Below are 9949 nucleotides of genomic sequence, written 5' to 3'. Positions count from 1 at the left end.
GGCGGACCCGTGTGTCCGCCCTTTTTTGTGCCTGATTGTTTTCCCATAAATAACCCGTTGAAACACATAAGGGCGGAAACATTCCGCCCCTACGAACAAGGAAATTGTCCATTGTCAATTGTCAATTGTCAATTATCAATTGTCCATTGTCCATTGCTTTCTCCACTTTCCCGTCGCGCAGCCAATATTCCTCGCCGCCTTCGGGACACGTGGCGCGGCCTTCGGCATCAAATTCCAACCGCCAGCCGCGTTCGCTCACCCATCCGATTTGCCGCGCCGGATTCCCCACGACCAACGCATAGGGCGGCACGTCTCGCGTCACGACCGCGCCGGCGCCAATCAGGGCATAACGGCCTATCGTATGGCCACATACAATCGTGGCATTGGCACCGATGCTGGCTCCGCGTTCGACGCGCGTCTCGCGGAACTGGTCCTTGCGGGAAATGGCGCTGCGGGGATTGATGACGTTCGTAAAGACGCAACTCGGACCGAGGAACACGTCGTCCTCGCACGTCACGCCGGTGTAAACCGAGACGTTGTTCTGAATCTTCACCCCGTTCCCGATGCGCACGCCAGGCGAAATCACCACGTTCTGCCCGATGCTGCAATGCGCGCCCACCGTGCAGCCCGTCATCAAGTGCGAGAAATGCCAAATGCGCGTGCCTTCGCCGATGGTACAACCGGGGTCGACCACGGCCGAGGGATGTATTGTATAACTTTCCATTGCCTTTATTTATAGATTAAAAAGATGGTGGGTTTCTTGTCCATGTCCGGGAGCTTGCCGGCCCATTCCTTGACGGGGCGCGTGCGGACAAACTCGTCGGCACAAGTGAGGTTCGAAGCGATGCAGAGTTTCGTCGATGGGCGGCAGAGCTTGATGAGTTCTTCCGCCAATTTCCGGTTGCGATAGGGCGTCTCGATGAAGAGTTGCGTCTGATTTTCCGTATAAATCCGTCCTTCGAGCCGCTTGATAGCCGCCACGCGCTCGCCCGCATCGATAGGCAGATAGCCATGGAACGCAAAACTTTGCCCGTTAAAACCAGAGGCCATAACCGAGAGCAAAATAGACGAAGGCCCGACGAGCGGCACCACCGGATAACCTTTCCGCTGCGCGAGGGCGACCACGTCGGCACCGGGGTCTGCCACGGCCGGACAACCCGCCTCGGAAATCACCCCGACGGATTCACCCGCCGCCAAAGGCTGCAAATAACCCGCCACTTGCGCCGGAGAGGTGTGTTTATTCAACTCATAAAACGTCAGGTCGTCTATCACAATCGACGGTTCGACCTTTTTCAAGAAACGACGGGCTGTCCGGACATTCTCGACAATGAAATGACGGATGCCCAAAATGACATCCCGATTGAACTCCGGCAAGACGCGCCGCAACTCGGTATCGCCCAAAGTGACCGGAATAAGAAAAAGTGATGCTTGCATAATTTGTATTTTTCTGCAAATGTAGTTACTTTTGCCAAAAAGATTTCAAAAGAAATGGCACTTCCTGTAGATTTTATCGCCCGCACACGGGCACTTTTAGGTGAAGAATACGATCCATTATCCGAAGCATTGGCCAATGAAGCGCCGGTGAGCATCCGATTGAATCCACACAAAGGCATCACGATGGAGGCAGAACGCGTGCCCTGGTGCGAAACAGGATATTACCTGACGGAACGCCCGCCGTTCACCTTCGACCCGCTTTTTCACGCTGGAGCCTATTATGTACAAGAAGCCTCGTCGATGTTTGTCGAGCAAGCCATCCGGCATTTCGTCACGCAACCCGTAACGGGCTTAGACCTCTGCGCGGCGCCCGGAGGGAAATCGACGCATCTCTATTCCCTTTTGCCGGCAGGCAGCGCGCTGGTGAGCAACGAAGTCATCCGGTCGCGGAGTCATATCCTTGCCGAGAACATCCAGAAATGGGGTTATCCCAATGGCATCGTCACGCAAAACGATCCGGCCGAAATCGGGGAACTGCGGCACCTCTTTGATGTCGTCCTGGCCGACGTCCCCTGTTCGGGCGAAGGCATGTTCCGCAAAGATGCCGACAGCACAGGCGAATGGAGCATCGCCAACGTCATGCATTGCGCCGCCCGCCAGCGACGCATCATCCAGGCTATTTGGCCCGCACTCAAACCCGGCGGACTACTCATCTACAGCACCTGCACTTACAACACGGAAGAAGATGAAGACAATATACAATATATAATAAACGAACTGGGCGCAGAAGCTTTAGCCATCCCTGTACCAGATGAATGGAACATCTGCGGCGCATTGAAGCACACAAATCCAGTCTATCGTTTCTTCCCACATCGGACGAAAGGCGAAGGATTCTTTCTCGCCATTTTGCGAAAAACAGGCCCTAGCGACGAAGAAGCACGCCGCCTGAAACCCAAAGATAAAAAAGCCAAAGGAAAAAGTACGCCCGCTTTCACCGATTGGAAATCGTTCCTGCAAGCGGGAGAGACATACAAACCGGTTTGGAACGATACTTTGCTCCGCCTTCTCCCGCTCGAATTACAGTCGAGTTATCCTCTATTATCCGAAAAATTGCATATCCTGAGCGCGGGCATCGAGGCCGGCGAGCTGAAAGGAAAGGATTTCATTCCCTCGCAAGCCTTGGCTTTGAGCACAGCCTTGCGCCCCGACGCCTTTCCTTCCGTCGAAATCGATTGGCAAACCGCCATCGCCTATCTCCGCAAAGAAGCCTTCGCCTTGCCCGCCGGAGCGCCCCGTGGTTATGTGTTGCTACGCTATCGTTCCCATCCGCTTGGCTTCGTCAAGAATTTGGGCAACCGTGCCAACAATCTCTATCCGGCCGAATGGCGGATACGAAGCAGTTATTTGCCGGAAGAGGAACCTCTATTTTAAGGTAATACGTTTCCCTTCACATCAAACCGCACCTTCTCGCCATTGCCCAGCTGGTAGATAATGCCTTCGTCGGGCGAGGAATAGATGAAGGTGGCATCGAAGTCTTCGGGATAATGATGGCGAATGTAGCGATAGGCCTTCTCCATAGGTTCCCAGATGCCTTCGAGGCGTTGGAACGTGTTGTCTTTATAAATATAGGCATTGCCAGCCTCATCGCGCAGGACGAGCTGGTCTGTTTCCTTTTGGACGAACGTGATGGTGGTTTGGTATTCCGCCTCGGCTTGCTGGAGGATGTTTTCGTCGATAATGAGCTGCTTCATCTCGCTAAGGGGCGTCCCGTTTCCATCCACCGCGAACCATTCGCCCGCTTCGTTCAGCTTGAAATCGAATCCGTTGGGCAAGCTGACGCGGAAGTTTCGGGTGCCGGAATAGAGAACCGTCTTTCTCGGCGTCGAAGCGATGCCAAAGTAAGTTCCGATAAAGGCATTGATGGCCTCGTCGGGAAAACGAACCGGGCGGTCCGGATTATCTATCGCCATGCCAAAACCTTTGCCTCCCTCGGCCTCCACATAGTATTGGATAGTCTCCGGCTCGGTTTTCCGTTCGACGCGGACAATCTCATCCGTGGTCATCATCTCCTTTACCTCGTCGGGCAAGGAGGCGAGAAAAGAGGAAGGCAAGTACGCATCACCCAGGCTTTCCGCCACGACCCATTGGTTCGAAGCGTCAAACGAGATGTTCAGCCCTCTGTCCAAATAAACTTTATAGCTAAATTCCTTATCCATTGGCTGTAAAATATTCTGCACTGGATATTCGGAAAAATAAGTATAGCTAAAAGAATAGGCCGCATTCGGCAAAATCTCTGAGGCTTCCTCTTTTCCATCATAACCCATCAGTTCATTTCCCAAAATCGTCCCGCTATTTTCCTCAAAAGCAAGCAATTCACCGTTCATCAAGCCAATCGTGACGCCATACGCCGCCCGCTGGAGGGAAATCGGCTCATCGCTGGGATATTCTTGAGCAATCGTCTGGAATTGATTGACATATTCTTCTTGAAGCACCTCAGGCAAAGGGCGGTTAGAACATCCTAACGTTTGCCATTCGCCTTCCGCATTTACAATAATATAAGCATCTGTACCATACGTCACGAGATAACGAAGCTCACCACTCTCCTCATGGTTCAGCTCTTCCGCCGAAGAGGGTTCCTGATTTGGGAAATAATGGGCCAAAGCCTCCTGCACGGCTTCCGGAAATGTCACACCTAAAGGCTCCGGACCGCTCTCTTTCTCTTCCGAACAACTCAGGAACAGACAGATTGCAACTATCCATCCGATTCCCATCCATACACTTTTTTTACACATACTCCTTCTATTTTTTAGCAATTATAAAGACAAAGATAGCACTTCACGCCGTCATTTCCTAATTCTACCGGGTAAAAAATAATTACATACCGATGGAAACTTCGTTTGCTAACTATCTTTTCTCTAAACATCGTCGATGTTTCTTTATCTTTAGCCTAAAGATATATAAATATCGTCGATACTTGTACAAATATCGACGATGTTTAGAGAAAAGATAGTTAGCAAACGAAGTTTTCATCGGCAGGAAAGAAAGTTTTCCCGGGGCTTTTCAGCTTTCCCTTGCGGGCATGTCGAGCAAACGAGCTGTGCGCAAGGCCGATTCGAGGCGATGGATGTACATCTTCTTGGTCGTCTCGGGCGCATAAACGAATCCTTCCGCCACGACTATCCGGCTTTTCACCTTATCCCAAAAAGCACGAGCGACAAAGGGACCGCCCATCATATCGTGCTCCATTCGCCACAAACCGCGGAAGCAGACGCTAGGAATTCCTGATTCCGTGCTGTTTTCGCATGAAACGGGGAAACGCTTTTCGGTCGACATATACGAACCCTCGAAGCTTCCAGTGATATGCCGGCCGAGAATCGAATCGCGCATCGCCACCAAGCGGGCGGCATTCAAATCGGCCTCGCTGCTGGCCGGGAAAGCATAAAGCACCATATCCATGCGTCCGGAGGCTGCATCGTTTGAAACCCAAACGAAAGCGGAATCTTTTGTATAAGAGGCTAATTCTTCCGGCACATAAAGGCTCAACCCGACTTGCGCTTGCGCCAACTGGTCGACCAGCGAACTATGATATTGATTCAAATAAGCCACATAACGCTGTTGCTCCTCTTCGCGGAGCAACGCCCGAATCGAATCGCCCGCTTCGTGTACATATTGTGCCAAGACATCGGCCGAAGGCGCTTGCAGACGAAACACTTGCTGACCACTGGCCCATACATCTTTCTCCACACGAAGCGAAGGTTTCGTATAACGGTCGGCATCCACATCGACCCAAACCACATTCCGAACCGAACGCATGAAGTCTGAAAACTCATCCGGATGGCAATGGGAAACCTTCGCAAAAGCCTCGGCTTGCGGAAGCGCCGGATAAGGAGATTCCAACTCGGCGCGCAAGGCATCGCCCAACGAAGACTTCCACGAAGCCTCCTCTTGTACCACGACGACTTCAAACGGCAAACCAATCGCTTGGTGTTGCATCGTCCATTTCCGTTTGGCGCCTGGCGTGCATCCGACAAGCAGAAGCCACGCACAAGCGATTCCCCAAACGAGACCTTGATTTACGTGAAAACGTCTCATAAAATCCACCTTTCTTTCTTTCAAAAATTAAACACGACTGAAAAAGTATGCCGCAAAGGTAGACGAAGCTCTCAAGAAAAGCAAGCACAGGCGCCGGACAAGTTAGCAGCAAAGAAGAATACAGGAAATCAAGACCTTATCAATCCTAAAAGAGGCAAAGGAAGAGGCGCAGGCGGACAATTGGGAGATTAAAGTTGGCGCACGAACGACTCCACATCGCTCCTTTCGTCCAACATAAGCCGCTTTTTAAGGCGCTGCTTCGACTTCGTCAACGCATCCGAAGTATTATGGAAGATGGCCAATTGCTCTTTACGCGAGAACCGCCAAAGGAGCAAACAGACGATTTCCTGCTCGTGGCGCGTCAGGGCATAACGTTCCTGCAACGTGGCAAGCGGACGATTGAAGAGCGCATCGGTCAGGGCAAAGAGCGCGTCCCAATCTGCACGGGAGGGATTGGCATGTTCCGGGTCGCCTTTGAGTTGGAAAAGCAACGCCAAGGCCTTGTTCTCTGGCTCGTCTGCCGAGAGCTGTTTGATCTGCTGCTCGCAGACCAGGACTCGCTGGCGATAATAAGCGATGTCCTCGCTCTTCTGCCGATACGATTCAGAGACCTGCTCCACGTGTTCCAGCTCCTTTTCGAGCGATTGCACCTTGCCCCAATAATATTGTTGCTTCTCACGGAAATAACGCACCAGCTCCTGCCGTTGCTTGAGGCGATGCCTGGAAGCGGAAATCCGTTCGCGTTTCTCGCCCGAACGCATGCCCAACCAGAAGGCGCCTATCGCCACCAAGAGCAACGCCAACACGACGAAAAAGGGATAAAACTCTTGCCAGCTCATATCATAAGTGTTCCTTTAGATAATGATAAATAGCCTCTTGCGAACGAACGGGCGGATGGTTGTCCCGTTTGGGAACATTCTGCAGATGCGCGTCGAGCCAGCAAGCTTTCACATTGTCTTGCAATTGAATGTGAAGGATATCGATGATTTGCCGTTTGATGTTCGCATCCAGAATCGGGAAGGCGGTCTCGATGCGCCGGCTCAAATTGCGCCGCATCCAATCCGCCGAAGCGAGATAAAGCTCCTCTTTCCCGTCGTTATAGAAATACCAGACGCGGGCATGCTCGAGGAAACGGTCTACGATGCGCGTAATCCGGATATTCCGGCTATAAGGCTGGTCTGGGACGAGGCAACAGATGCCGCGCACAATCAGGTCGATATCTACGCCATGCTCGCTGGCCCGATAGAGGGAATCAATCATGTGCGTATCGTGTAGACCGTTCATCTTTAGGATGATGCGCCCTTTTCGTCCGGCCTCGGCGTGTTCCATTTCGCGGGCAATCAGCCGGTCCAGCTCCGGAACCATGTTGAAACGCGCCACGAGCAGATAGCGGAACGTCGGGGCGGGAAGTTTTCCTTCCAGGAGGGCAAAGACACGGTTCACGTCTTCCACCAACGCAGGTTGGCTAGTCAGCAGCGCCATGTCTGAATAGATGCGTGCCGTCTTCTCGTTGAAATTGCCCGTGCTCAGGTAGGCAATATCACTCCGTTCCGTTGTTTCCGGCTCCTTTTTCCGGAGGATGACGGCCACTTTCGCGTGGACTTTCAGTCCTGGAATGCTGTAAATAATCCGGATGCCCGCCTGCTCCATCCGTTCAGCGGTGCTCATGTTATTCTCTTCGTCGAAGCGGGCTTTGAGTTCGACAAAGACCGTCACCCGCTTCCCGTTGTGCGCCGCGCTGATGAGGCTATTGATAACGGCCGAGTTCTCCGCCACGCGGTATTGCGTCACTTTTATCTCTTCCACTTGCGGGTCGAACGCCGCTTCCATGAGGAGGCGAATCAGATAATCGAACGACTCGTAGGGGAAATGCAGGAACACGTCCCGCTCTTGCACAGCCCGACACATCGACCCCATCTCGTCCAGATAAGGCACTCGCATTGGTTGCGGCATCACTTCTTCCAGCGCTTTGCCGCGCGGATTGGGTAGTTTGGCCAAATCTTGCAAGTTATTGTAGCGCACGCCCATCACCAAATCCGTGGGCGCAATGTGGAAAGCTTCGCACAGAAAACCGAGGAAATCCGCAGGCATCGCCATGTCGTACATAAATCGGCTGAGCGCGCCGATTTTTCGCTTCTTTAGCTTCTTGCGCATATTCTCGACCAAATGGGCGCCCGTCTCGTCGTCCAGGTAAATGTCTGCGTCGCGCGAAATCTTGATATTATAACACGAATCGATATCATAGCCCGGAAAGATAGAGGGCAGGTTCGCACGGATGATGTCGTCGATAAACATAATATAGGAAACACCCTCGTGCGGCGGCAATTCGATGAAACGCGGCACCTTCGAGAAGGGGATTTTCATCAAGGCATATTGGAAACCCGCGTTTGCATGTTTCTTCGTCATGCGGATCACGAGGTAAAGCCGCTTGTCGCGGATAAAAGTCCGGATGTCGTCTTTCTGAATCATGACAGGAGAAAGGAACGGAAAGACCTCCTCGTGGAAGAAATCGCGCACGAACGCCTCGTGGAATGGCAGCGGACGGCTGTCTTGATACAAATGGATATGCTGCCGCTCCAGTTCCGGCAGGACAGATTGCCGAAAGACGCGCTGGAACTCGCGCTGCTGGCGGTTCACTTCGCGAGTGATTTCGGCCAACGTCGCTTCCGCCTCTTCCGAGCTCTCCTCCGCAAAGTTTTTCTTCAGAATGGCGCCCCGGTGTTCCGCCACACGTATTTCGTAGAATTCCTCCATATTGGAAGAATAGATGGAGAGAAACTTGATGCGTTCATAGACTGGAAGCGATGCATCTTCCGCCTCCATCAGCACACGGTAGTTGAACGAAAGCCAACTGATGTCGCGCTTAAAGTATCGATATTCATTTTCCATGATACAGTGTATATTATATAAATCTTGCCACAAAAAATCAAGCCTTCCCAGCCCCGTTTTGCGTGCTTGCAAACCCGTTTGCAATGTTCCCAGCGGCGCTGGCGAGTTTGCAAAACCGTTTGTAACGTTCCCAGCGGCGCTGGCGGGTTTGCAAAACCGTTTGTAACGCTCCCAGCGGTGCTGGGAAGGCTGCAAACCCGTTTGTAAGGCTCTTTTTTGCTTCATTCTGGGTTAAAAAATTGTTTCACGTCGGTAAAAGTAGCTACTTTTGCGCAAACAAACGAACGGAAAGATGAAAAAAATTGGACTTTTATCCGATACCCATGGTTATTGGGACGAAAAGTACGCGAAATATTTCGGTACATGCGATGAAATTTGGCACGCGGGCGACATTGGTTCCGTCGTATTGGCCGAACAATTCGCGGCAATGAAACCCTTCCGCGCCGTCTATGGAAACATCGACGGGCAGGAAATCCGGATGATGTTCCCCAAGGTAGCGCATTTCCAGGTAGAAGGCGTGCAGGTGATGATGACGCACATCGGCGGCTATCCGGGGCGTTATTATCCAGAAATACGCGCGGAACTGTTTGCTTCGCAACCCGCCCTCTTTATTGCCGGACACTCGCATATCCTCAAGGTGCAATACGACCCGACGCTCCGCTGCCTGCACATCAATCCGGGCGCGGCAGGAAAGAGCGGATTCCACCAGCAACGAACGCTCGTACGCTTCACCATCGACGACGAAAAGATGTACGACCTGGAAGTCATCGAGCTGGGTGACCGACATTAATCGATTTTACACACAGAGACACAAAGATACAGCGCTTTTATTTCGTTCATTCTTAATTAATAATTGCTCCGTACCTCTGTGTCTTTATGTTCTTTTACCGTTCTAAATCCTACCAAACACCGTTATCCTTTTCCCCTTTCACGCCGCTGATTTTATACATACATTTAACATAAGGTTCTGTTCTTTTTCATTAAGGAAAAAGAACGAAGAAAAGAATGAAGAAAATAAATTTAATAAAACGAAGAATATGGCAAGATCTAAGAAAAAAGGACTGGATTATTTCCCGGTTGATACGAATATTTTTCAGGATTTGAAAATCCGAAGATTGATACGACAATACAGTCACCGAAGATTGTTTGCTTATTTTTGCATTTTATGCGATATTTACAATCATTCGTTCTATCTGAAATTGTCGAAAGACTATCATTTCGAGCTGGCGGAACGTTTGGATTTAAGCGAACGCGCCGTGTTAAACATGATACGTTTTATGGTAGAAATTGGCCTCTTTAATGAAAATTTACACAATAGAGGCATTTTAACATCTTGTTCGATACAAGAAAGGTACTTTATGGTTAAAGGTAAGAATATCAACTTAGAAGATAGTGAAAAAGAGTTGCTTTTAATATCCATTTGCACGGAAAAACCCGGGGTTTTGGATGCGAAAAGTACACAAAGAAAAGAAAAGGAAAGAAAAGAAAAGGAAAATATTTCTACTTCTACTACTGCGCGCGAGAGTGAAAATTT

General features: G+C 50.9%; 9 protein-coding genes. 3 read left to right on the top strand and 6 right to left on the bottom strand.

Annotated features, from left to right (window positions below; translation table 11 throughout):
* Positions 1 to 121: 121 nt before the first annotated feature.
* Entirely contained in the window at positions 122 to 724 is a 603-nt protein-coding gene (locus B5F77_RS14995; protein ID WP_087332222.1) for an acyltransferase, read from the bottom strand.
* Positions 725 to 729: 5 nt separating this feature from the next.
* The gene (locus B5F77_RS14990; RefSeq protein ID WP_087332220.1) at positions 730 to 1434 is read right to left on the bottom strand and encodes an SAM-dependent methyltransferase; all 705 of its coding nucleotides are present in this window, start codon (positions 1432 to 1434) and stop codon (positions 730 to 732) included.
* 54 nt (positions 1435 to 1488) lie between these two features.
* Here B5F77_RS14990 and B5F77_RS14985 point away from each other — a divergent pair, with 54 nt between their 5' ends.
* On the top strand, positions 1489 to 2865 hold the full coding sequence (locus B5F77_RS14985; protein WP_087332218.1) for an rRNA cytosine-C5-methyltransferase: 1377 nt from the start codon (positions 1489 to 1491) through the stop codon (positions 2863 to 2865).
* Here the strand turns inward: B5F77_RS14985 and B5F77_RS14980 are convergent.
* The 4 genes from B5F77_RS14980 to B5F77_RS14965 all read right to left on the bottom strand — a co-directional run bounded on the left by B5F77_RS14980 (position 2862) and on the right by B5F77_RS14965 (position 8415).
* Positions 2862 to 4226: a PepSY-like domain-containing protein gene (locus B5F77_RS14980; protein WP_087332216.1), complete on the bottom strand. Its 1365-nt coding sequence runs from the start codon at positions 4224 to 4226 to the stop codon at positions 2862 to 2864. The genes B5F77_RS14985 and B5F77_RS14980 overlap by 4 nt on opposite strands.
* A gap of 268 nt (positions 4227 to 4494) precedes the next feature.
* Positions 4495 to 5526, bottom strand: a complete 1032-nt coding sequence (locus tag B5F77_RS14975) for a DUF4837 family protein (protein WP_140392906.1) — start codon at positions 5524 to 5526, stop codon at positions 4495 to 4497.
* 188 nt (positions 5527 to 5714) lie between these two features.
* Complete coding sequence (locus B5F77_RS14970; RefSeq protein ID WP_087332210.1) at positions 5715 to 6365, bottom strand: hypothetical protein; 651 nt, start codon at positions 6363 to 6365, stop codon at positions 5715 to 5717.
* Position 6366: 1 nt separating this feature from the next.
* Positions 6367 to 8415: an RNA degradosome polyphosphate kinase gene (locus tag B5F77_RS14965; protein ID WP_087332224.1), complete on the bottom strand. Its 2049-nt coding sequence runs from the start codon at positions 8413 to 8415 to the stop codon at positions 6367 to 6369.
* A 292-nt stretch (positions 8416 to 8707) separates the two neighbouring features.
* Between B5F77_RS14965 and B5F77_RS14960 the strand changes: the two genes are divergently transcribed.
* Together B5F77_RS14960 and B5F77_RS15635 are read left to right on the top strand one after the other, a co-directional pair.
* Positions 8708 to 9205 carry a metallophosphoesterase family protein gene (locus B5F77_RS14960; protein WP_087332208.1) on the top strand — a complete coding sequence of 166 codons (498 nt, stop codon included), beginning with the start codon at positions 8708 to 8710 and terminating at the stop codon, positions 9203 to 9205.
* A 247-nt stretch (positions 9206 to 9452) separates the two neighbouring features.
* On the top strand, positions 9453 to 9949 hold a 497-nt coding region (locus B5F77_RS15635; RefSeq protein WP_140392905.1), incomplete at its 3' end, for a DUF4373 domain-containing protein.

The sequence above is a fragment of the Parabacteroides sp. An277 genome, assembly GCF_002159645.1.
In the GTDB taxonomy this organism is placed as follows: Bacteria; Bacteroidota; Bacteroidia; order Bacteroidales; family Tannerellaceae; genus Parabacteroides.
This window is presented reverse-complemented; position numbering and strand designations above follow the sequence as displayed.

Bases quoted from the DNA above. Each gene is read 5' to 3' on its own strand.
- B5F77_RS14985 (WP_087332218.1), top strand. From the start codon at position 1,489: ATGGCACTTCCTGTAGATTTTATCGCCCGCACACGGGCACTTTTAGGT.
- B5F77_RS14960 (WP_087332208.1), top strand. From the start codon at position 8,708: ATGAAAAAAATTGGACTTTTATCCGATACCCATGGTTATTGGGACGAA.
- B5F77_RS14975 (WP_140392906.1), bottom strand. From the start codon at position 5,526: ATGAGACGTTTTCACGTAAATCAAGGTCTCGTTTGGGGAATCGCTTGT.
- B5F77_RS14965 (WP_087332224.1), bottom strand. From the start codon at position 8,415: ATGGAAAATGAATATCGATACTTTAAGCGCGACATCAGTTGGCTTTCG.
- B5F77_RS14970 (WP_087332210.1), bottom strand. From the start codon at position 6,365: ATGAGCTGGCAAGAGTTTTATCCCTTTTTCGTCGTGTTGGCGTTGCTC.
- B5F77_RS14980 (WP_087332216.1), bottom strand. From the start codon at position 4,226: ATGTGTAAAAAAAGTGTATGGATGGGAATCGGATGGATAGTTGCAATC.
- B5F77_RS14990 (WP_087332220.1), bottom strand. From the start codon at position 1,434: ATGCAAGCATCACTTTTTCTTATTCCGGTCACTTTGGGCGATACCGAG.
- B5F77_RS14995 (WP_087332222.1), bottom strand. From the start codon at position 724: ATGGAAAGTTATACAATACATCCCTCGGCCGTGGTCGACCCCGGTTGT.